The organism is Candidatus Dadabacteria bacterium (genome assembly GCA_009837205.1).
Lineage (GTDB): Bacteria > Desulfobacterota_D > UBA1144 > Nemesobacterales > Nemesobacteraceae > Nemesobacter.
Genome location: VXTZ01000017.1, coordinates 90863 through 110984 on the forward strand (window position 1 = coordinate 90863; position 20122 = coordinate 110984).

Annotated in this window: 21 protein-coding genes and 2 tRNA genes; 15 read left to right on the forward strand and 8 right to left on the reverse strand. The window is 49.7% G+C overall.

Annotated features, from left to right (window positions below; all coding sequences use genetic code 11):
• Window positions 1-122 precede the first annotated feature (122 nt).
• The 4 genes from F4Z13_03780 to F4Z13_03795 form a co-directional block, all read right to left on the reverse strand.
• Window positions 123-1403: a putative sulfate exporter family transporter gene (locus F4Z13_03780; protein ID MXZ48363.1), complete on the reverse strand. Its 1281-nt coding sequence runs from the start codon at window positions 1401-1403 to the stop codon at window positions 123-125.
• 50 nt (window positions 1404-1453) lie between these two features.
• The gene (locus F4Z13_03785; protein MXZ48364.1) at window positions 1454-1927 is read right to left on the reverse strand and encodes a thermonuclease family protein; all 474 of its coding nucleotides are present in this window, start codon (window positions 1925-1927) and stop codon (window positions 1454-1456) included.
• A gap of 94 nt (window positions 1928-2021) precedes the next feature.
• Window positions 2022-2390 carry a peptide chain release factor-like protein gene (locus F4Z13_03790; protein MXZ48365.1) on the reverse strand — a complete coding sequence of 123 codons (369 nt, stop codon included), beginning with the start codon at window positions 2388-2390 and terminating at the stop codon, window positions 2022-2024.
• Window positions 2391-2415: 25 nt separating this feature from the next.
• Window positions 2416-3027: a CBS domain-containing protein gene (locus F4Z13_03795; GenBank protein MXZ48366.1), complete on the reverse strand. Its 612-nt coding sequence runs from the start codon at window positions 3025-3027 to the stop codon at window positions 2416-2418.
• Here F4Z13_03795 and F4Z13_03800 point away from each other — a divergent pair.
• The 7 genes from F4Z13_03800 to F4Z13_03830 all read left to right on the forward strand — a co-directional run bounded on the left by F4Z13_03800 (window position 2987) and on the right by F4Z13_03830 (window position 9338).
• Window positions 2987-3226 (forward strand): BolA/IbaG family iron-sulfur metabolism protein, encoded by a 240-nt coding sequence (locus F4Z13_03800; protein MXZ48367.1) that lies wholly within the window; start codon window positions 2987-2989, stop codon window positions 3224-3226. The genes F4Z13_03795 and F4Z13_03800 overlap by 41 nt on opposite strands.
• A gap of 11 nt (window positions 3227-3237) precedes the next feature.
• Window positions 3238-3558, forward strand: coding sequence for a Grx4 family monothiol glutaredoxin (gene grxD, locus F4Z13_03805; GenBank protein MXZ48368.1), 321 nt, complete (start codon window positions 3238-3240; stop codon window positions 3556-3558).
• A 94-nt stretch (window positions 3559-3652) separates the two neighbouring features.
• Complete coding sequence (gene ilvN / locus F4Z13_03810) at window positions 3653-4147, forward strand: acetolactate synthase small subunit (GenBank protein MXZ48369.1); 495 nt, start codon at window positions 3653-3655, stop codon at window positions 4145-4147.
• A 15-nt stretch (window positions 4148-4162) separates the two neighbouring features.
• Entirely contained in the window at window positions 4163-5176 is a 1014-nt protein-coding gene (ilvC, locus tag F4Z13_03815; GenBank protein ID MXZ48370.1) for a ketol-acid reductoisomerase, read from the forward strand.
• Window positions 5176-5823 (forward strand): phosphatidylserine decarboxylase family protein, encoded by a 648-nt coding sequence (locus F4Z13_03820; GenBank protein ID MXZ48371.1) that lies wholly within the window; start codon window positions 5176-5178, stop codon window positions 5821-5823. Before ilvC ends, F4Z13_03820 begins: the two co-directional genes overlap by 1 nt.
• A complete protein-coding gene (gene pssA, locus F4Z13_03825) occupies window positions 5811-6644 on the forward strand; it encodes a CDP-diacylglycerol--serine O-phosphatidyltransferase (protein MXZ48372.1) in 834 nt (277 codons plus the stop codon). The genes F4Z13_03820 and pssA overlap by 13 nt, the downstream gene beginning before the upstream one ends.
• Window positions 6645-6671: 27 nt before the next feature.
• Entirely contained in the window at window positions 6672-9338 is a 2667-nt protein-coding gene (locus F4Z13_03830) for an insulinase family protein (protein ID MXZ48373.1), read from the forward strand.
• 43 nt (window positions 9339-9381) lie between these two features.
• On the opposite strand, the gene F4Z13_03835 is transcribed toward F4Z13_03830, so the two are convergent.
• A complete protein-coding gene (locus F4Z13_03835) occupies window positions 9382-10386 on the reverse strand; it encodes a mechanosensitive ion channel (protein MXZ48374.1) in 1005 nt (334 codons plus the stop codon).
• Window positions 10387-10395: 9 nt separating this feature from the next.
• Between F4Z13_03835 and F4Z13_03840 the strand changes: the two genes are divergently transcribed.
• From F4Z13_03840 to F4Z13_03850, 3 genes are all read left to right on the forward strand, one after another.
• Window positions 10396-10469: transfer RNA gene (locus F4Z13_03840), tRNA-Lys, on the forward strand.
• 71 nt (window positions 10470-10540) lie between these two features.
• Window positions 10541-10622: transfer RNA gene (locus tag F4Z13_03845), tRNA-Leu, on the forward strand.
• Window positions 10623-10650: 28 nt separating this feature from the next.
• Window positions 10651-11628, forward strand: a complete 978-nt coding sequence (locus F4Z13_03850; protein ID MXZ48375.1) for an FAD:protein FMN transferase — start codon at window positions 10651-10653, stop codon at window positions 11626-11628.
• A 12-nt stretch (window positions 11629-11640) separates the two neighbouring features.
• On the opposite strand, the gene F4Z13_03855 is transcribed toward F4Z13_03850, so the two are convergent.
• From F4Z13_03855 to F4Z13_03865, 3 genes are all read right to left on the reverse strand, one after another.
• On the reverse strand, window positions 11641-12135 hold the full coding sequence (locus tag F4Z13_03855) for a hypothetical protein (protein MXZ48376.1): 495 nt from the start codon (window positions 12133-12135) through the stop codon (window positions 11641-11643).
• A 20-nt stretch (window positions 12136-12155) separates the two neighbouring features.
• Window positions 12156-12707, reverse strand: coding sequence for an FMN-binding protein (locus tag F4Z13_03860; protein ID MXZ48377.1), 552 nt, complete (start codon window positions 12705-12707; stop codon window positions 12156-12158).
• A gap of 113 nt (window positions 12708-12820) precedes the next feature.
• Window positions 12821-14137: a hypothetical protein gene (locus tag F4Z13_03865; protein MXZ48378.1), complete on the reverse strand. Its 1317-nt coding sequence runs from the start codon at window positions 14135-14137 to the stop codon at window positions 12821-12823.
• A gap of 265 nt (window positions 14138-14402) precedes the next feature.
• Here F4Z13_03865 and F4Z13_03870 point away from each other — a divergent pair, with 265 nt between their 5' ends.
• From F4Z13_03870 to F4Z13_03890, 5 genes are all read left to right on the forward strand, one after another.
• Complete coding sequence (locus tag F4Z13_03870; protein ID MXZ48379.1) at window positions 14403-16355, forward strand: c-type cytochrome; 1953 nt, start codon at window positions 14403-14405, stop codon at window positions 16353-16355.
• Between the two features lie 156 nt (window positions 16356-16511).
• Window positions 16512-17819, forward strand: a complete 1308-nt coding sequence (gene tig, locus F4Z13_03875) for a trigger factor (protein MXZ48380.1) — start codon at window positions 16512-16514, stop codon at window positions 17817-17819.
• A gap of 23 nt (window positions 17820-17842) precedes the next feature.
• Window positions 17843-18445: an ATP-dependent Clp endopeptidase proteolytic subunit ClpP gene (gene clpP, locus F4Z13_03880; protein MXZ48381.1), complete on the forward strand. Its 603-nt coding sequence runs from the start codon at window positions 17843-17845 to the stop codon at window positions 18443-18445.
• Window positions 18442-19734: an ATP-dependent Clp protease ATP-binding subunit ClpX gene (gene clpX / locus F4Z13_03885; GenBank protein MXZ48382.1), complete on the forward strand. Its 1293-nt coding sequence runs from the start codon at window positions 18442-18444 to the stop codon at window positions 19732-19734. The genes clpP and clpX overlap by 4 nt, the downstream gene beginning before the upstream one ends.
• Before the next feature lie 77 nt (window positions 19735-19811).
• On the forward strand, window positions 19812-20060 hold the full coding sequence (locus F4Z13_03890; protein ID MXZ48383.1) for a hypothetical protein: 249 nt from the start codon (window positions 19812-19814) through the stop codon (window positions 20058-20060).
• Window positions 20061-20122: the final 62 nt, after the last annotated feature.

A 20122-nucleotide genomic window follows, 5' to 3' on the forward strand; every position in this document is an offset into this window, starting at 1 on the left:
TTTGGAATATTTGCTGCAATTAAGGTACTTGGCTTTGCGGGTTTGGCAATAACGGGAGCTATACTGTCGATAACCTAATAAGTTGCGAACCTTCTAGGGACCTGTGACACGATCAAAGACTTTTATAGAACAGGGGCGGGGAATAACAATCCGCCGAAAAGAATCCAGGCTATAATCAGTGTCCAGATGATGTTCATTCCCTGCGCTATGAGAAACGCATAGGCGGGACGGCCTTCCTCCATGCTGACCAGGGTGGAAAAACGGGTCTCAAGGCCTATACAGACAAATGCAAGGGCGAACCACCAGCCGCGAAGCCCTTTCATGAGCCCCTTGGTCTGCGAAACAAGATCGTCCCCAACTGCGAAGGAAAAAAGAAGAGATGCCGCCATGAAACCCAGAATGAACTTTGGGAAGCGCTCCCAGATGACCCCGATCGACGGCTTTACCCCTTCATCCGCTCCCTGGCGAAATGTCCACCAAAGAGAAAGAGCGAAAGCTGCTAGACCCAGCATGGCGTTCTGCGAAAACTTCACCACCACGGCAGCGTTCATCGCCGATTCTCCCACCAGTTCCCCCGCGGCTACCACGGCTCCTGTGGTGTCAATGGTTCCTCCGATCCATGCTCCTCCGATCACCGCAGGAATTTGGAAATGCTCTACAGCCCAAGGCATGATGAGCATCATGGGGACGGCCACTATGAGAACGAGAGAAGTTACGTAGGAGAGCTTCTTTCTGTCTCCGCCTATGGCTCCGCAGGCTGCAATGGCGGCAGAGACTCCGCAGATGGAAACGGCCGTGGAGAGCATGGCGGCAAACTCGGAATCCACGGCAAGCCTCCTGCAGATCCAGTAGCATGCGTACCAGATGACGAGCACAACGAACAGGGCTTGCAGAATTCCCGCCGACCCCGCGGAGAGTATCTTGCCGAACAGGATTCCGGAACCCAGAATTATAAGCCCAATCTTGATGTAGTACTCGGTGCGGACCGCCTCTCGGAAGCGATCGGGGAAAACATTGCCAACGAACATTCCGATTAAAAGAGCAAAGATGACATAGCTTACGCCCCATTCCTTGGCCATTGCGTTTCCGGCGAGAAACTTGGACGCCCACGCAAGTGCGAAGACTAGGGGAAAGCCCACGACGTAGCGGGTAACCGACCCGCCCATCATACGGATTCCAAAGCTTGAAAAAAACAAAAAGACCACTCCCAGCGAAAGGGAAAGAGAGATGTTCTTTGCGCTTAAGACCTCGCCCAGAGAATCCGGGGCCCACGAAAACTTGGGAAGAGAAAGATAGGGAAAAAGAAGCCCGAGGGCTATAAGGATGAAAGCCGGTCCGAAAACCACCCAGTCTTCGGAGAGTCCGTGGTTTTCCTCGGGGGAGTCTGCTGCTTCATTTTCCATGCAGGTAAGATTGACATGAACTCCTGATTTTTCAACATTTTGCTGCCGACTTACTTGCCGGGATGTAGAGAACTGTTCGTAAGCCGTTCCCCTTTTCGCCAGCTCCAAGGCACGACGAATTCCCCGGCCCACACACCGCGGCTGTTTTCGCGGGCCTCCTGCTCTGCGGAGACGTAACGGCGTGAGTAGCGCCTGTAAGCGAGTGCGTAGCCGTTTTGGACCATCCAGCTGTTTAAGTCAACCTCGTTTATGTAGCAGGTTCCGAGAAAGCGTCCGTAGCGGTCGCGCTTTGTTCCCTCGCACGTAATGGAATTGCGCCCTATTTTGTTTCTAAGAGCTGCGGTTGAAACAATGCCGCAGTCATAGCTTTTTCCGGAAGCATCTTTGCAGCGCTGGTTTCTTTCCGGTGCGTCAATTCCTTCGAGTCTGATCCGTTCCCCCGAAACTTTGACCGTATCGCCGTCTGTTACATAAGGCTTGCCGGTCAGGGTCTCGGCTTCTGCTGACGCCGGGCAAAGCAGCAGAAGAAGCGTTAAGCACAATGATTGACAGAGCAATCCGGCATTGCACTTTGAATCAGGGGTATTTTTCATTGCCCACTCGACAACTGGCGGTTTATCATTGGGTATTACCGGCGAGCTTTTTCGCCGTCTTTCTTTTTCTTCTTTTTTTCTGTTTTATTATCTTCTGCGCTTTTTTTCTTTCAGCGGAGTCTTCTCCGTGGATCTGCGTTGCGATTTTTTCGGTGAGGCTTCTCCTCGCAAAGAATCTGTTAAGCGCCTGGGAACGCTCTCTCATAACCTTCACGGTAATGCCGCTTGGACGGTGTCGCAGGTGAACGCAAGTGGCCAACTTGTTTACGTTCTGTCCGCCGGGTCCCGAAGATCTCGTGAAAGTTTCCTCGATATCTTCTTCCCTTATGCCAAGACGCTTCATTTCCCGCTCGAGTGCCGTTTGTTTCTCCTTTGAAACTCCGAAGTTTTTCATGATGGCACGGCGGGCCGAAGGCGGATTATCTTACTATCAGTTTCAGAAAATCGGATACCGAGACAAGCCCCACGGGTTTTTCCTCCTCGACCACGACAACGCTGTGGATTCCAGTTCCGGCTAATTCTTCGAATACCTCTTTTACAGATGCGTCCGGGCCGACGGATATGACAGGGCTGCTCATTACTTCCTTCACCATGATACGCCCGGCATCCTCATATATCTTCTCAATTTCTCCCTGGTCAAACCACTGTCCGAAGAGTTCGAGGATTTCGGTTCTCGAGAAGGAGACGGTGGTTTTTTTAGCGATAAAGTCGCTTGCGGCTACGAATCCTGTGAGGACTCCGTCATTGTTAACCACCGGAAGTTGGGCAATTTTGAGTTCAAGCATCTTGCGCGCGCACTGCTCAAGCGAGTCATTCTCCTTGGCGGTGACCACTGGGCTGTTCATTATCTCTTTTACTTTCATCTGTGTATTAGAACCTCTTTTTCCGGACAGATTAAGGATAAGACAGCCGGGGATTTTTGCAAGGCAGCTTGCTCTGGATCTCCTTTCTTGGAAACGCACTGATATGCGTATATAATTCCCCGCTGTGATGGAAACGCAGCGGATCCGTGAGATGATAGAGCAGGGCATTTCAACGTCGTTTGTCGAGGTTGAAGGGGACGGAACGCATTTTCAGGCAGTCGTCGTATCCGAACAGTTCAGGGGCAAGCCGCCTATTGAACGTCACAAGCTTGTTTACGCGGCGCTTGGAGACGCTATGGAATCCGAAATTCATGCCATCTCTATAAAAACCTACACGGACGATCAGTGGGAGAAACTTAAAAAGTAAGGAGCGAGGCAATGTCGGATATACAGAAAAAAATAGGGCGTCAGATCGAAGAGAACCCTATTATCCTTTACATGAAGGGGTCAAAAGAGATGCCGCAGTGTGGTTTTTCGGCGCAGGTGGTGAACATTCTCAACTACTACGGGGTGGATTACGAGACCGTCGATGTTCTTTTGGATCCGAAGATCCGCCAAGGGATAAAGGACTACTCGCAGTGGCCAACCCTTCCGCAGCTCTACGTTAACGGCAATTTCATAGGCGGATGCGATATATGTACCGACATGCATGTAAATGGGGAGCTGGGGGAAATTCTTAAGGAAGACGCCGGGGGCTGAGGAGATTTGGTGGTTGGCTGGTGGGTATTAACATTTCTCGGGGATTCGGTATAATTGCGTTTTCCTGACAATTTTTCACCACTTTGGAGGTTCCATGAAATCGAGACACACGATATCAATAACGGTAGATAATGAAGCCGGAGTACTCTCAAGAATCGCGGGGCTTTTCAGCGCCAGGGATTTTAACATAGAGAGTCTTAATGTCGCGGAAACTCAGGAACCGGGGACGTCCAGAATAACTCTGGTCACAACCGGCGACGAAGCCATAATTCAGCAGATAATAAAAAGGTTCAACAACATGGTCAATGTGATCAAGGTTGTTGACATGACCGAACTTGACCGCGTGGAAAGAGAGATGATTCTCATCAAGGTCGATGCGAAGGTCGATTCCAAGCCGGAAATTCTGCGGATTGCCGACATATTCCGGGCCAAGGTCGTCGATGTGTCTCCAAGATCCTACACGTTCGAGGTTACCGGGGATGAACAGAAGATTCAGGCGTTTGTTGAACTTCAACGACCCTTCGGGATAAAGGAAATCGCGAGAACGGGAACCGTCGCCATGTCCCGGGCGAATAAGAAGAACAAGTAAAGGAGGATATAACCGGTGAAAGTTTACTACGATGAGGATATTGACCCGTCTAAGCTTAAGAAGAAGATTGCGATCATAGGCTACGGAAGCCAGGGTCACGCCCATGCCCAGAATCTAAGAGAGAGCGGAGTCTCGGTCACGGTCGCAGATATTAAGGACAGTCCCAACTGGAAAAAGGCCAAGGAGGCTGGTTTTAACGTGAAGTCGGTTTCCGCCGCTTCCAAATCTGCGGACATAGTGGTTATGCTGGCTCCAGACACTTACCAGCCGGCGATATACCATGAGCATGTCGAAAAGAACTTGGTTGCCGGAAACGCGCTTATGTTCAGTCACGGTTTTAATATTCACTACGGACAGATCAGACCGCCTGCGGGCGTGGACGTGTTCATGGTCGCTCCCAAGGCCCCGGGGCACACGGTAAGGGACCAGTATGTTGGGGGTGCTGGTGTGCCGGGACTCATAGCTGTTCACCAGAACTCGACGGGCGACGCTAAAGATCTTGCTCTTGCTTACGCCAGAGCCATCGGATGTTCAAGGGCGGGAGTTATAGAGACGACTTTCAAGGACGAGACGGAAACCGATCTTTTCGGGGAGCAGTCAGTTCTGTGCGGAGGGCTCACGGCCCTTATCTTGGCAGGATACGAGACGCTTGTTGAAGCCGGTTATCCGCCCGAGATGGCTTATTTCGAGTGCTGCCACGAAGTCAAGCTTATAGTTGACCTCATATACGAGGGCGGGATAGCTAACATGCGTTACTCGGTGAGCGATACGGCCAAGTACGGAGACATAACTAGGGGCCCGAGGCTTATAGACGACTCCGTAAAACAGGAGATGAAAAAAATAATCGGGGAGATTCAGTCCGGACAGTTCGCCTCGGAATGGATACTTGAGAATCAGGCTGGAAGGCCTTCCTATAACGCGCTTCTCAGGCAGGGTGAAGAGCATCCGATCGAAAAAGTCGGCGCCGAGCTTAGGGGAATGATGAGCTCGCTTTTCCAGAAGAAACTGGTCGATAAAGACAAGAATTGATGGATTTCCGATTTGTGAGGGTCGCAAGCGATGGGCTCAGTATAATTTACGTTTCAGCCGCGCTTTGTATTCTCTTCGCGCTTCTGGGTTCTCTCTCTTTATTTTTAGTATTTCTTCTGCTCACCGCTTTTTTCGTCTTTTTCTTCAGGGATCCTGAAAGGGAACTTCCTACACTTGAACCCGGTTCCGTGATCTGTCCCGCAGACGGGAAAATAATAGATATTTCGGAGACGCTTGAAGACGATTATCTTAAGCGGAACGCCCGAAGAATAAGCATTTTTCTCTCTATCTTCGACTGCCATATAAACAGATTTCCCGTTTCGGGTAAGGTAGTCGGAACCACTTATTACCCCGGGGAATTCAAAATGGCTTTTAAGGGTGATTCATCCGAGGCCAACGAGCGGCTTGTCACCCTGATTGAGTGCGAGGGGGAAGTCCAGGTGGTTATAGTCCAGGTGGCTGGTTTTCTCGCGAGAAGAATTGTATCGCGTGCGAAATTCGGCGACGTATTGGAAATCGGGGAAAAATTCGGGATTATAAAGTTTGGTTCAAGGGTGGATGTTTACCTGCCCGAGGATGTGAAGGTGGGAGTTGAGGTGGGGCAGAAAGTCGTGGGCGGCAGGACGGTTATAGCGTGGCTAACTTGAGAAAAAAAAGAAGGAGAAGACATCCCCGTCCGAGGAGGGTTATCCCCCTGCTACCGAGCATGCTCACGACCGTAGGCCTTGCGTTCGGGCTTGCGTCCATAGTGACTTCGATTTCCATCCACGGGGACCGTGCCTCAGCCGTAGTTTCTGAGGAATGGCTTTTTAATCGCTTCTGGTGGGCAGCGGGATTTATCGGCATGGCGGTACTTGTCGACATGCTTGACGGCAGAATAGCAAGAGCTCTTAACTCGGAGAGCCGCTTTGGCGCGTCCTATGATTCGCTCTGCGATCTTGTATCGTTCGGGGTCGCCCCGGCAGTGCTTCTTTACGTTTGGGGGCTTTCGGAATATGGAAATCCGGGACTGATGGCGATGCTTTTCTACGTGGTCTGCGCAGCACTTAGGCTTGCGCGTTTTAACGTGCAGTTTACAACCAAGGAAAAGCGCATGTTCACGGGTCTTCCGAGTCCTATGGCTGCGGGACTTATTCTCTCTCCGATACTCCTTCTCTCTGAGTTTCAGATCGTTGCTACCCCACTTATGAAATCTTTTTATCTTTTCTTCGTTCCTGTTGTGGGACTTGTTATGGTTAGCGAGGTTCCATACAGAAAGTTCCCGCGAATTGCCAGATTTGGACCTTTCAGCACTCTTGTTGCGGGCTCCATAATAATTGCGGCGCTTATTACCAATCCCGGAGTGATCGCGGTCGTTATAACTTACTGCTATTTTATCCTCGAGCTCGGACGTTGTGCCTGGAAGCTGGCCGCGAAGGCTACATCGCGGGACAAAGAGTCAGAAGCCTTGGCCAGCGACGAGTCCTAGGGGTTTTCCCTCTGGAGGCTGGAGTCGATGAAAGGGGTTTTCAAATTACTTTTTTTATTCATTCTGATTACGGGAGCAAGTCTTATGAGTTTAAATGCCCAGACCTTTGCGGTTGTCGAAGGAGTAACGAAATATAGTCTTTCTAACGGCATGACCGTGCTTCTTGAGAGAAACGATTCTTCTCCGGTTGTCGCCGTTAACGTGTGGGTGAAGACCGGAAGCGCATGCGAGGTGGAGGGCGAGTACGGCCTCGCGCATGTGCACGAACACATGCTTTTCAAGGGGACAGAAGGAAGACGGGTCGGCGAGATAGCCGGGATGGTCGAGGCGGGAGGCGGAGACATAAATGCGTTTACTTCCTTTGATGAGACGGTTTACTACATCGTAAGCGCGCGGCGCTTTCTGCCTATGGCTCTCGATGTGCTCTCAGACGTCATGGAGAACTCGACTTTTGACCCCGCGGAGCTTGAGAAAGAGCTTGAAGTTGTCCAGGAAGAGATAAGAAGGGGAGAGGATTCTCCCTCAAGGGTAATCAGCCAGAAGCTTTTCTCCACGGCCTACAGCGTTCATCCCTACGGAAGGCCCATAATAGGAACCAAGCAGAGCGTGGGGAGCTTCACCAGAGACGGAGTACTGGATTTCTACAGAAAGTGGTATTCTCCGGACAACATGATTCTTGTTGTGGTCGGGGATTTTGATCCTGAGGGAATAAAGGACGCGGTTGCCCGGACTTTCGGAAAAATAAAGAAAAGAAAAACTCCTGAGTGCAAACTTCCCCCGGAACCCGAGCAGAAACGCACAAGAACTTTCGTTATCGGCCGCGACGTAAACACGGGCTACTTCAGCTTTGCCTTTCATACCCCCTCGGCGAGCCACGCTGACACTCCCGTTCTTGACGTTATAAGCGGCATACTCGGTACCGGGGAAAGCTCCAGGCTCTACAGAGAACTAAAGGAGCAAAACGCCACCGTAAACGACATATACGCCTACGCCTACAGCCTCAAGGAAAACGGTCTTTTCCTCGTGGGCGGAGTTTTTGATCCCGGTAAAGTGGAAAAAGCCTCAAAGGAGATAGTGGCAGAGATAGAGCTTATAAAAAACGAACCCGTCGGGGCCGAGGAGCTTGCCCGCGCCAAAACTAACATAGAGAGGGACTTCATCCGCGCCAAGGAGACCATGCAGGGACAGGCGAGAAAGCTTGGTTACTTCGAGCTTGAAACGGGAGATTACGGCTACGAACGCCTCTACCTTGAGAGGGTGAGGAATGTTACCCCAGAAGACATATTGCGGGTGGCCAGAGAATACTTCAAGCAGAAAAACCTCACCGCGGGAGTGCTGCTTCCTAAAGACAAAACCAAGGGGGTTGAGAAGGGCTTCAGGAAAGCCCTTGTTTTTCCTGGAGCGACTCAGGAAAAAGAAAAGAAAAAAGCTTCCTCAACGCAGGCGGAATTTAAGAAATACGAGCTTTCAAACGGAATCCGGGTTCTTTTGAAACGTAACCCTGCCGTTCCACTTTTCTCCGTTCACGCGGCTTTCCTGGGCGGTCTCAGATATGAGGACGAAAACACAAACGGAATTTCGAACTTCATGTCCGGGATGTTCACCCGTGGTACCTCGAGCCGCTCCGCAGAAGATATAGCCACTCAGATAGAAGGGCTGGGGGGAACGGTCGACGGCTTTTCTGGGAAAAACAGCGTTGGGGTGACTCTCTCAGCCTTAAGTGAGAACTTTGAAGGGGCAATGGATATTTTCTCAGACGTGATACTTGATCCTTCTTTTTCCGATGAGGAAATGGAGAGAGAGAGAAGGGAAATCCTGGCCGCTTTGGAAAAACAGAAGGATAACCTCACGGGAAAGGCGGTCAGGAATTTTCTCAGGACCCTTTTCCTCAAGCACCCCTACAGGTTCAACGTTCTGGGAACCGAGGAAAACGTAGACGGATTTACCTCGGCCGATGTCCGGGAGTTTTACAAAAAAGTCATAAGGCCCGAGAACATGGTTATTTCCGTTGCGGGTGATATTGATGCGGAGAAAACCCCTGCCCTTCTTGAAAAACTGTTTGGTAGCATGAAGCAGGGCGTCTTCGAAAAGATCCGGCCGCCCCGCGAATCTGCGCTTTCTGCTGCGAGGGAAATCGTCGAGTTTGAGAGAGACAAGGCCCAGACCCACATCATCGCGGGTTTTCACGCCCCGGGGTTTAAAAGTCGCGACCGCTATGCGTTCGAGGTGCTGAATTCGGTGCTCTCAGGTCAGGGGGGAAGGCTCTTCATTGAGCTTCGGGACAAGAAAAGCCTCGCCTATGCCGTTACCTCGTTCTACGTTCCTGGGATGGAAGGTGGCTATTTCGGCGTCTATATAGGAACTGCTCCGCAGAAGGAAAAAGAGGCGCTCGGAGCGATAAAGGAACAGCTCCAGCTTGCCTTGGAGGGTATCGGGGAACATGAGCTTGAGAGGGCGAAGAACTACATAGTCGGCAGCTTCGAGATAGGGCTTCAGAGGAACTCCGCCCAAGCGTCCACGGTCGGATTTGACGAACTTTACGGAATAGGTACTTACGAATACAGAAAGTTCCCGGAGAAGATCCTTTCTGTTACGGCTGATGACGTAGCTAGGGTGGCTAGGAAGTACATAAATCCTGAGACAGCTGCGGTTTCCATCCTGAAACCCGAAGGAGATTCCACTGAGAACAGGTAGCAGGGATCCTGTTTTTCCCAGTTCAGGGAGAGAGTTCTGTTTTTTAAGGACTCTCGGGCAGAGGAGTATAGAAGCGCGTCGTCGGGTAAGCGAAATCGATGTCGGAATGCTTTCCAAACTCGGTTAGTATCGCTTCCCAAATAGTTTGTTCGGAGCCTCTTTTCTGTCTCGGATTTATTATGTATCTGATTGAGAAAAGCACTCCACTGTCTCTTGTCGACATGTAAACCGCCGGGGTTAGCTTCGAGAAATGTATCATGTATCTCTCGGCGGCTAGGCGGAGCTGTTGTTCAGCCTGCCCTGAAGAAGATTCAATTTTTTCTTTTGCTATTCTCTCAAGAATTTCACGGGTCTTTTTCCAGTCGCTCTCAAACGTTACGAGGACATGTATCTCATTCCATATATAGTTAAACGCGCCGTGGTAATTCGCGGTTCTCTCCTTCAGCACATGACTGTTGGGAATATGTATGATCCTGCCCGTACTCTGTTCAGCTTCAACCCAGTTTCCGACCTCGACTATGCTGAACTGAAAAAGCCTTAAATCTATTACGTCCCCCTTGGTTTCTCCTATCTGTATGCGGTCCCCTATTACGAAGGGTTTTCTCCAGAGGATGAAGAACCAGCCTGCAATGTTGGCTATGGTCTCATGAAGTGCTATGGCGAGACCGGCGCTCGCGATACCCAGATAGGTTCCTATGGGGCCCAGGCCCTTTATCCACAAGCTGCCGACCAGTATTATGGCAAGGAAGGCGTAGATGTATCCTATAATGCGTTTTGAGTAATAGACTGTCCTGGGATCTTTCGTGTTCTTGGTTATGATCGAGATCAGGATTTTTCTTAGGAAGAACAGTATTGCCACTATCAGAATAGAAAGCACCAGGTTTTCTATCTGCGAGCTGTAAGCATTGTTGTATTCCCTGAGGTGATTTATTAGATTTTCCACAACTTCAAAAATAAACGATCTTAGCTGAGAGTTCAAAAGGGCGGGAAATTTTAGCTGCTTGAGACGACGGGCGCCTCGATTTTCATTTATTTTCTTTTCTGTTATTCTGTTTGCGGGCTGCTAGCTCAGCCTGGTAGAGCAGCTGACTCTTAATCAGTCGGTCGTGGGTTCGAATCCCTCGCAGCCCAATTCATTTTGCATCTTACGGTGCTGTCCGGAACCATGATTCCGGGTGCTTGGCGATTTTTGACTGTAAAGGGCGAGAGTGGCGGAACAGGCAGACGCGCTAGATTTAGGATCTAGTACCTTAGGGTGTGAGGGTTCGACTCCCTCCTCTCGCAGAAAAACGCTTTACGTGATTCTCAAGATATGCGCCTTCTTGTGCTTTTAGCTTTGCTTCTTTGTTCCTGCTCCCACGGTACGGAGAATCTTTACGAGAGATCTTTTTACTCGATGGGTTCAACGGTGAAACTTAAGTTTTATTCCCCGAGCGAAGAACTTTTTCACCGGGTTGTTGATGCCTGCGTGAAGAGAACCAAGGAAATAGACCGGCTTTTCAGTAACTACAGGGATGACAGTGTTCTTGCTGAGGTGAACAGGAATGCGGGAGTTGCTCCCGTTTCCGTTCCCACAGAGTTTCTACGTCTCGTGCGGACCTCGATTAAGTACTCAGAGCTTACCGAAGGGGCTTTTGACATAACTATCGGCAGTCTTTTCGAACTCTGGGGGACTGAGACCAAGGCGGGGCGGTTACCCGGCCGGTCACGGATCCGCGACGCACTTGGGTGTACGGGTTTTCGGAAAATAAAGATAGACGAAGTTAAATCCCAGGTTTTCCTTGACGGCGACTGTGTCAGACTCGACTTCGGAGCTATAGGAAAAGGCTATGCGGTTGACGAGATGGTAAATATCGCCAGGCAAAACGGGATCAAGAGGGGGCTTGTGAATTTCGGGGGAAACATATACGCAATGGACCCCCCCGCAGGCAAAAAGTTCTGGGATGTGGGAGTGAGAAAACCCGGGAGCGGAAGCGAAATCATCTCGAAGCTTGACCTTGTGGACAAGGGTGTCGCGACTTCAGGAGATTATGAGCGCTACTTTGAGCACGATGGGAAAAGATACTCCCATATAATTGATCCCAGGACGGGTTGGCCGGCTGAGGACGTGACTTCCGTTGTAGCCGTTTCCAAAACCGCTACGGAAGCCGATATCTTCTCGACTGCCGTTTCGGTTCTGGGTCCGCGTGGCGCGAAGATGTTTGCCAGGAAGGATAAATCACTGGGTTTTCTCGTCGTTTGGAAAAGCGGAAAGAAAAAGTCCTGCTTCGGGTCTTATGCGTGCCCGTAGGGTGCAGGGGAGTCACTGCTGCTTCGGATATTCTGGTTTTTTTCTGTAGAGATAAAACGTTACGAAAATGATCAGGTAAAGAAGAGATATCTGAAGGACAACAAAAGAGCCGATTTTAACATAGGCAAACTCGGGGCTTACATATCTTACTAGCCAGCCGCCGGCTATATCGAGGAAGGCCGAGCCGTAAGACGCTATTATGACGAGAAGCTTCTCAGCGGAGCTTCTGTTAGTGAAAAGAAAGAGATGATTTAGCGTTACAAGTAAAACGGCCATTGAGAAAAAGTGGAAATGGGCTTCTTCAAGCAGTCCAAGGTAGCTTCTCGGAGGCCTGAAACTCTCCTCGGAACCCCTGTAGTACTCAACAACGCTTTCATAGCTGAACCCCACCTTAAGGAAAAGCAGCAGGTTTGTTAGCCACAGAAAGAGGAAGAAAATAGTCGTGAGCAGAACGACAAGTTTTAACAGATCGTTTTTTCTTATGTCCGATGAAATGAAGAATTTCATTTTTCTCTCCTGGATAGAAGTTATTGATCAGCCGTAGTGCCGAACATAACCCTGTAGACTGCGAGGACTCTTCTCGTGGCTTGCGAAAAAGATACCGCACTTATCGTGGCTCCGGTAATATTGGGAACTCCTTTTCCTACCTTCATTCTGTCCATCTTGGTTTTTTCCAGGAACAAGTTTATCCATTTTCCGCTCGGCATGTAATCTGTGGGTTCGAAAAATGCGAGAGTTTCGGCGTGGCGAAGCGTCCCATCGGGATTTATTACGAACATTACGGTTTCGGTCAAGGTACGAAGAGTGTGGGTATCGATAACCGCGTAGCCTGTCTCTTTTGCGCCGGATTTCGCTATGTAGAAAGTGTAGAGTCTTGAATCTACCTCTACCCTGGCCATTTCACGTACGCTTTCGGCCTGGGGCTTGGTGAGAAAAACGTGTCTTTTTTCTATTTCTTCTGCTTCAGGGAAAAGGAGCTCAAGCGCCTTGCCTTTGGTAAGAAAGACCTTGGCGGAGACATCTCCGGCACCATGCAGAAAAAACAAAAGCGTTATTAAGATAAGGATTCTCATATTCATGATGAAAGAAGGGCAACATTCTATCTGAATATTGCCCTTTTGAAGAGAGAGAAAGAGAGAAAAAAAAGAAGCATAAACCCGCGCCCGTTTATCGCGGATTTAAGTTCTGCATACTAAAACACATATCCAATCCCGAAGTTGTACTGGTCCTTTGCCTGACCCGCGGCGGTATCAAGATTCTGATACTCTGCCTTTATGACCACGTTTGGAATCGGCTTGTAATTTATCCCGATAGTGTACTGGGTTCTGTCGTTCGCTGGATTTCTCTCATATCCGGCGGGAACCTTCTCCTGGGTATCAAATTGTTCATATCGGAAAAAAGGCGCTAGGTACTCCATGTATTTGCTTCCAGAGTTAAGCGCGGAGAAAATGTTATATGCTCCTAGAATATACCAGCCGGACTGTTCCTCCCCGACGGATTTGTTGCCTTCATACTCTTTAAGTTGGTTTATAAGCGCGGCGTCATCAAGACTGGTCCAGACTGCTAAAGCCTTCAGGTCTAACCCTGCATACTGAAACTGTCCGTCAACCGAGTACATCTGGAAGAGGCCGTCTATAGTCTGGCCGTTAACTTCCTCGTCCTGACCGGTGTTACCGTAGTACATGGATCCTCCGATTCTGATTCCCGGAATAGGATCGTACTCAAGCCTTCCGACAAAAGCCATGTCCTCGAATCTTGCCCTGTTTCCCTTGATTCGAAGACTTCTGTTATCCGATGCCTTGAACCCCCGAGCATCGGCGCTCGACATCACGTAGGCCCTGTAAGAAAGCTCTCCGCCGCTGCCCAGATCAAACGTTCCATGTGCCCCGGCTCCAGACTCTCTCCATGTGCTCGGAATTATCCGTCTCTCCACCTCGGGTCGCCCCACTCCGTAAAACGTTGTCGGCTCATGAATCTCGTTTACAACTCCGAAAGGAGTCAGCAGAAGCCCACCCCGAAGGTTAAGCTCATCCCTTATAAGGAAATCGACGTACGCGAACTCAACCGAGGCCGATCCTGATTGTCCATCTTTGTTGCTTCCCGTCGTACCGTGCTCGAACTCGATTTCCGAGTTGAAAATTATGTGGTCGTTGTACTTGTAGCCGTTATAGAGAACCAGTCTCAGGGTATCCACTACATCGTTCGCATCCCCCTCTTTTACGTTGCCTATAAGCACCTCACCGTATCCTCCGAACGATATTCCCTGATCAACCCTGTAGACCTTAGAAGCCGCGGGGGCCAAGCCGAATTCCGTCTCATAGACCGTAGGCTCTGTTACCGAAGCGGACTTTATGGCTTCTATCTCATCCGCTAGAACTTTTATCTGTTCCTCAAGCTTTTTTATCTTTTCGTCCGAAGCCGTACCCGCTAGAGAAATCTGCGTACCTCCGAGTGAAAAAATCAGGAAAAAGACAAAAAGCGTTTTCCACCTTTTTGTATAATTAACCATCTGTTGACATCCTCCTTTTGCGACCTGTTAGGGTTGCCTAATTAGTAGATATTATGGATATTACATATCCAGAATGTAGATTAATAACATCCTGGAGTTATGATGTCAATAATTTTTTTTAAAAATATTTGCAGATAAGAAAATCAGCGAAATTACCCGTCTGATTTTCTTCACGGAACTATGTAGATAGGCGAAAATGACGACAATGAGAATTATTGACAATAAAGGTCTAGAATGGTAAAAAATACCTTCCCTGACCCCCAAGATGGGGAGATATTCGCGGACTATGCTTAAAAAAAGTTTCTTCTATTTGTCAGTTCTCATATTTTTTCTTTTTCCCGCGCTCTCTTATGCCGCAGAGATAGACAGGATCCTCTCTCTTGTCGATTACATAGGAGGAGACTACGCAAATGCCGTAAAAGAAGGGAAGATCATAAACGAATTTGAGTATCAGGAGATGCTGGACTTTTCTTCCGTAGCGGCTGGCCTGTGGGAAAAAACGGGTGAGAAGAGAGAAGGAACAGCTGATTTTTCCGAAAAATTCGCACGTCTGCACTCAATTATAGTATCCAAGGGGCCCGTCTCAGAAGTGGAAAGCCTTGCAGGTGAACTGAAGGGGCGGATCATTTCAGTCTATGACATCAAACCCTATCCGGCGAATATACCCGATTACGAAAGCGGAAAAGAGCTTTACGTGAGGAACTGTTCCTCCTGTCATGGGCTCTCAGGAAGGCCGGACGATGCTTTCTCTAAGACCCTCAATCCTCCTCCCACGGATTTCACAGACCCTGATATAAATCTCGGGCTCTCACCTTTTAAAGTTTACAACACCACCACTTTCGGGATCGAAGGTACCGCCATGACCTCGTTCGAAAAGGTGCTTGACGAAAAACAGAAATGGGATGTGGCGTTTTACGTTCTCTCGCTCGGGTATCCAGATATTCCCTCAGGCGGAGGTGCTTCTGGACTTTCCACGGAGAATATTCCCCATGATGTAAGAAAGCTTGAAAATCTTGCCCTGGCCAGCAATGCGGAGATTCTTCTTAATGCCGGAGCCGGGGGCAGTGACGAGGAAGTTCTTTTTTACCTGAGAACCGCTTATCTTCGGGATGGAATTGCTGGAGGTGCATCCGAAGCTATAGCCCATACCCTGAGGAAGCTTGAAGAGGCCATCGATCTTTACGAGGCCGGCAGAAAGGACGAGGCTTTCAAGGAGGCTCTCGACGGGTACTTGGGAGGGTTTCAGAGAATCGAACCTGCCCTGGTATCGAAAAAAAGACCGCTTGTTCTTGAGGTTGAAAAAAAAATGGGATTTTTCAGGTCATTAGTGATGTCCGACCGGGATTCCTCCGAGCTTCATGATCTGAAAGCTAGCATAGAGGAGGATCTTCGCGAGTCGGAGCGCATCCTGCAAGGCGGCTCATCGCTCGGCAAATACCTGAGTTTTGTCAATTCTTTTGCCATAATACTCAGAGAAGCGCTTGAAGCTCTGCTGATAATCGCGGCCATTATCGCCGCTTTAGCGCATTCAGGTAACCGCGGGATGATCAGGTACGTTCACTACGGGTGGGTGCTTGCCCTCTTTGCAGGACTGGCGACGTGGGTTGCGGCAAGAACCATAATAGATATCTCGGGGGCTAGGAGGGAGATTGTGGAAGGAGTGACTTCTCTTCTGGCAGCAGTGATTCTTTTTTACGTAAGTTACTGGCTTATCTCAAAGGCGGACGTAAAAAAATGGAAGGAATACGTCCGCTCCAAAACCCAAGGCGCGCTTACCCGAAGAAGCGGCCTTACTCTTGCTTTCGTCTCGTTCCTTGCTGTCTACAGGGAAGCTTTCGAGACAATGCTTTTTTACCAGGCACTTTTCTTCCAGACAGGTTCCTCCATGCCACACGTGATCTATGGACTTATTGCGGGGGTGGCGGTTGTGTTCGTAATAGGTTTTCTTATGTACAGGTTTACCCTCAGGATTCCTCTTAAATACTTCTTTTCCTTCACGAGCGTTTTCCTCTACCTGCTCTGTTTCATACTTCTCGGCAAGGGAATACTTGAACTCCAGGAGGCGGGAATTATTTCTTCAACTACGGCGGATTTCATTCCTTACATGGATACCCTTGGGATATATCCTTCTTATGAGACCGCGATCCCCCAAGCTGTCCTTCTTCTTGCCTTTTGTTTGTTTGCACGAAATTACGTATACCGGGAAAAACATTCGTAAGCTGCGAGCGACGTTCAAGACATGACGTGCAAAAGGTGTGACGTTCGGTTTTTAACTTCGGATTTAAAAATTCACTTTGAGTTACGGAGCATACTAGAATTTTTCGAATAATGATATATTGTTACCTGAATTCTTTGCTGAGGGGTTTTAGACAAAATGAAGATAGATGTTGAGGATATCGACAGCACCAGAAAAAAGATAAGGGTTTCTCTTTCCTCAGATCAGGTTGCGGAAAAAAGAAATTCCGTGTTCCGTGACGTTATGGGGGGAGTAAGCGTCAAGGGGTTTAGGAAGGGAAAGGTCCCCCGTCACGTGGTCGAGTCAATGTACGGAAAGGAGGTCGATCAGGAAACCGCATCTAACCTTGTTTCGGAAACCTTGTCCGAAGCCCTTGCGCAGCGCTCGCTTTTGCCAGTGACACGCCCCGACATCACGGAGATGGGTGAGGTAAAGACTGGAGAGGACTTCGCCTATTCGGCTGAATTCGAGGTTGTTCCTGATTTTGAGCTTTCTGACTACAGCTCAATTCCGGTTAAGAAAACCGTCCGCCAGGTGACCGAGGAGGATATAGACGCCGAGGTGCAGAAACTCAGGGAAAGGTCTGCGCAGTCAAGGCTTATCGAGGAAGACCGTTCTGCCAAGGAGGGCGATTACCTTTTTGTCGACTACAGCGGCAAGTTTGAAGACGGGGAGACCATAGACGATCTTAACAGGCAGAATGTAAGGTTTTTGCTGGGCGAAGAACAGTTTGCCCCCGAGTTCGAAGAGAACTTGCTTGGGAAGAAAGCGGGCGAGGAAGCTCAATTCTCGGTTTCCTACCCGGAAGATTTCCTAATACCCGAGGCCGCCGGGAAAACCGTCAGTTTCACCGTCAAGATAAATGAGATTCACGACAGGATTCTGCCCGAGGCGGACGATGATTTCACTAAGGATTTTGACGTCGAGGGTATCTCTGAGCTAAAAGAGGCCATAAAAGAGCAGCTTGAGCACCTTCATGAAGACGAACAGCTCTCATCCATGAGGGAACAGATAGTCGACGACCTTCTCTCGAAAAACCAGTTCGACGTTCCTCCGTCGCTGCTTGAAAAGGAAGAGGAGAGCCTTAAAGCGAGATTCCTCTCCGACATGCAGAGAGGCGGAGTCACGGAGCCCGAGATCGGGGAGGACATGGCTCCAAAATTCACCGAGAAGGCCGCCGAGAGTGTCAGGACATCTATAATTCTCGGCCGCATCGCTCAGAAGGAGAACGTGAGAGTTACCCGTAAGCAGTTAAACGAGCACATAGACCGCCTGGCCGCTTCATATAATCTTCCCCCCGATCAGGTGCACAAGGCTTATGAACAGCCGGGGACTATGGAGCATCTGGAATCCCAGATCAAAACCCGAGGGGTTTTGGATCTTCTCTTGGAGCGGGCCCAGATTGAGGAAGTAGAGGGCGAACCCGCGCAGATTGACAAGGAATAACACGCTTAGTTATAATCGGTTCGATGATAACCGATTTCATACCCTATGTTATTGAGCGTACGAGCAGGGGCGATCAGGGCTACGATATTTTCTCAAGGCTCCTTAAGGACAGGATCGTCTTTATAGGTTCCGACATAAACGATGCGGTAGCCAACGTCGTAATCGCCCAGCTCCTTTTTCTTGAATCCGAGAACCCCGAGACGCCTATTTACCTCTACATAAATTCTCCCGGAGGGCATGTTACTTCCGGTCTTGCCATCTACGACACAATACAGTACGTGAAGCCCGAAGTCTCCACCATATGCATCGGGCAGGCGGTCAGCATGGCTGCGGTTCTTCTGGCAAGCGGCGCGGCGGGCAAAAGGTATGCGTTGCCTCACTCAAGGGTGATGATTCACCAGGTGCTCGGAGGTGTTTCCGGGCAGGCAAGCGACATAGAGATACACGCAAAGGAGATCGTCAGGGTGAAAGAGCAGCTCAACTCCATACTTGAGAAGCACACCGGGCAGACTCTTGAGAAGATAGCGAGCGATACGGACAGAGACTTTTTCATGACCGCCCAGGATTCTATTGATTACGGTATAGTGGATGCCATAATTACCGAAAGGGAGGAGGCAACCGGATGAGTCCCAGAAAAAGCAAAGAAGAAACGAAGCACTACTGTTCTTTCTGCGGGAAGAACCAGGAAGAGATCAACAAGCTCATAGCGGGCCACGGCGTCTATATCTGTGATGAGTGCATAGACCTCTGTAACCAGATTATAGCGGAAGAGAGGACCAAGGACAGCGCTTTTCCGAAACCGAAGAAATCCTTTCCGACCCCACAGCAGATGAAATCTTTCCTTGACGGATACATAATAGGTCAGGAAAACGCCAAGAAGGTACTTTCCGTCGCCGTCTACAATCACTACAAGCGGATGCAGTTTAACGAATCCGGTAGGAGAAGAAGCGACAAGGTGGAAGTGGAGAAAAGCAACATACTTCTCATAGGCCCAACGGGTTCAGGAAAAACCCTGCTTGCGCAGACGCTGGCCAAGATTCTCGACGTTCCCTTCACCATAGTGGACGCTACCTGCTATACGGAAGCTGGCTATGTGGGCGAGGACGTGGAAAACATGATAGTGAGTCTCCTTCAGGCGGCAAACTACGATGTCGAAAAGGCTTCCCGTGGAGGCATTATCTATATAGACGAGATAGACAAGCTCACGCGCAAATCAAGCGACAGTCCCTCGATCACGAGAGATGTCTCGGGAGAGGGTGTGCAGCAGGCGTTGCTCAAGATAATGGAAGGGACTCTGGCAAATGTTCCTCCCAAGGGGGGAAGGAAGCATCCGCAGCAGGAATTTACCCAGGTGGACACCACGAACATTCTTTTCATATGCGGCGGTGCTTTCTGCGGCCTTGAGGATATTATCCGCGCGAGAATCGGGGAGAAATCCATCGGCTTCGGAGCTAAATTGTCAGACAGGACTGCGGAGGACGAAAGCAACTTTCTCAACAAGGTCCAACCTGAGGACCTCGTTCAGTTCGGACTGATTCCCGAATTCGTCGGGAGGGTCCCGATTATCGCCAGTCTGAGCGAACTTACCGAAGAGCAACTGATCGAAATTCTGACCGAACCCAAAAACGCTATCGTGAAGCAGTTTGAGAGGATGATGGAAATCGAGAAGGTGCAGCTGGAGATAACGGAAGATGCGAGAAAGGCCATTGCCGGGGAAGCCGTCTTGAGAAATACCGGGGCCAGGGGGCTTCGGGCCATCATAGAAGCGATTATGCTTGAGGTCTTCTATGAAGTGCCTTCGCTGCAGGGAGTAACGCGCTGTGTGATTGACGAGAGCGTTATAGCCGGGCGCAACGATCCCAAGTTTTATTTTGAGAAGTCGGATGAGGAAGCCCAGAAGTTGCTAGGAACATAGAAAATTTCTTGCGGGCGGAAGTTTCACTGCACCCGTGCCCCAAGGGCTCCCTTCTGAAACCGCTAATCCCGAAACCGATGATTGACAAGGAACTGCTTGAAATTCTTGTGTGTCCTGAGACCGGGGAACCTCTTGAAGAGGCCGGTCGGGAGATCATTGTGCGGCTTAACGAACTTGTTGAGCTCGGAACTCTGGTTGACAGGTCGGGAGAGCGGGTTTCCGAGAAAATCGAAGGGGGTCTTATTTGCCGCGGCGGGGAATATCTCTATCCCGTAAGGGAAAATATACCGATTCTGCTAATTGAAAATTCTATTCCCGTTGCTTGATTTGTCGCTTGTCTGGCGAGGCACAATGTGCGCCTGCTGAGCCGGGCGTTTGATGTCGCGTT

Excerpts from the sequence above, each read along its gene's own strand:
- F4Z13_03780 (MXZ48363.1), bottom strand. The coding sequence starts at position 1,403 with ATGGAAAATGAAGCAGCAGACTCCCCCGAGGAAAACCACGGACTCTCC.
- F4Z13_03790 (MXZ48365.1), bottom strand. The coding sequence starts at position 2,390 with ATGAAAAACTTCGGAGTTTCAAAGGAGAAACAAACGGCACTCGAGCGG.
- F4Z13_03800 (MXZ48367.1), top strand. The coding sequence starts at position 2,987 with ATGGAAACGCAGCGGATCCGTGAGATGATAGAGCAGGGCATTTCAACG.
- F4Z13_03795 (MXZ48366.1), bottom strand. The coding sequence starts at position 3,027 with ATGCCCTGCTCTATCATCTCACGGATCCGCTGCGTTTCCATCACAGCG.
- grxD (MXZ48368.1), top strand. The coding sequence starts at position 3,238 with ATGTCGGATATACAGAAAAAAATAGGGCGTCAGATCGAAGAGAACCCT.
- ilvN (MXZ48369.1), top strand. The coding sequence starts at position 3,653 with ATGAAATCGAGACACACGATATCAATAACGGTAGATAATGAAGCCGGA.
- F4Z13_03820 (MXZ48371.1), top strand. The coding sequence starts at position 5,176 with ATGGATTTCCGATTTGTGAGGGTCGCAAGCGATGGGCTCAGTATAATT.
- F4Z13_03830 (MXZ48373.1), top strand. The coding sequence starts at position 6,672 with ATGAAAGGGGTTTTCAAATTACTTTTTTTATTCATTCTGATTACGGGA.
- F4Z13_03850 (MXZ48375.1), top strand. The coding sequence starts at position 10,651 with ATGCGCCTTCTTGTGCTTTTAGCTTTGCTTCTTTGTTCCTGCTCCCAC.
- F4Z13_03855 (MXZ48376.1), bottom strand. The coding sequence starts at position 12,135 with ATGAAATTCTTCATTTCATCGGACATAAGAAAAAACGATCTGTTAAAA.
- F4Z13_03860 (MXZ48377.1), bottom strand. The coding sequence starts at position 12,707 with ATGAATATGAGAATCCTTATCTTAATAACGCTTTTGTTTTTTCTGCAT.
- F4Z13_03865 (MXZ48378.1), bottom strand. The coding sequence starts at position 14,137 with ATGGTTAATTATACAAAAAGGTGGAAAACGCTTTTTGTCTTTTTCCTG.
- F4Z13_03870 (MXZ48379.1), top strand. The coding sequence starts at position 14,403 with ATGGGGAGATATTCGCGGACTATGCTTAAAAAAAGTTTCTTCTATTTG.
- tig (MXZ48380.1), top strand. The coding sequence starts at position 16,512 with ATGAAGATAGATGTTGAGGATATCGACAGCACCAGAAAAAAGATAAGG.
- clpP (MXZ48381.1), top strand. The coding sequence starts at position 17,843 with ATGATAACCGATTTCATACCCTATGTTATTGAGCGTACGAGCAGGGGC.
- clpX (MXZ48382.1), top strand. The coding sequence starts at position 18,442 with ATGAGTCCCAGAAAAAGCAAAGAAGAAACGAAGCACTACTGTTCTTTC.
- F4Z13_03890 (MXZ48383.1), top strand. The coding sequence starts at position 19,812 with ATGATTGACAAGGAACTGCTTGAAATTCTTGTGTGTCCTGAGACCGGG.